Origin of the sequence: Idiomarina sp. Sol25, assembly GCF_033052775.1 — a bacterium.
Lineage (GTDB): Bacteria > Pseudomonadota > Gammaproteobacteria > Enterobacterales > Alteromonadaceae > Idiomarina.
In genome coordinates this window covers 1-260 of record NZ_JAUPEW010000167.1, presented here as the reverse complement: position 1 = coordinate 260, position 260 = coordinate 1, and the positions used below count along the sequence as shown (strand labels likewise).

Genomic DNA, 260 nt, shown 5'->3' with positions numbered 1-260 from the left:
GCGATGTCCTCCATCCGGGCCGCGGCGAAACCCTTTTCGGCAAACACCTTCATAGCGGCATCGAGGATTTCGCCGGGGCGGGCCTGTTTGCGGCGCGTCCAGCGTAGTGGTTCGGGGGTTTGGGCGGTGTCCATAGCCGAAAATTACTAACTGAACAGTCAGTTATAAACTGCAAAGAATGCAGAACAGCCGTGCGGGAACTCGGGATGTGGTAGAATAGTTACGTGAGTGGGCCGGAGAACTTCTATGAAATTCAATTA

1 protein-coding gene is annotated in these 260 nt (G+C 54.2%); it reads right to left on the bottom strand.

The annotated features are described in order from the left end of the window. Positions 1-134 (bottom strand): TetR family transcriptional regulator (locus Q5L94_RS14280; RefSeq protein WP_411161947.1); only part of this gene is annotated, 134 nt, incomplete at its 3' end. Between the last annotated feature and the right edge of the window lie 126 nt (positions 135-260).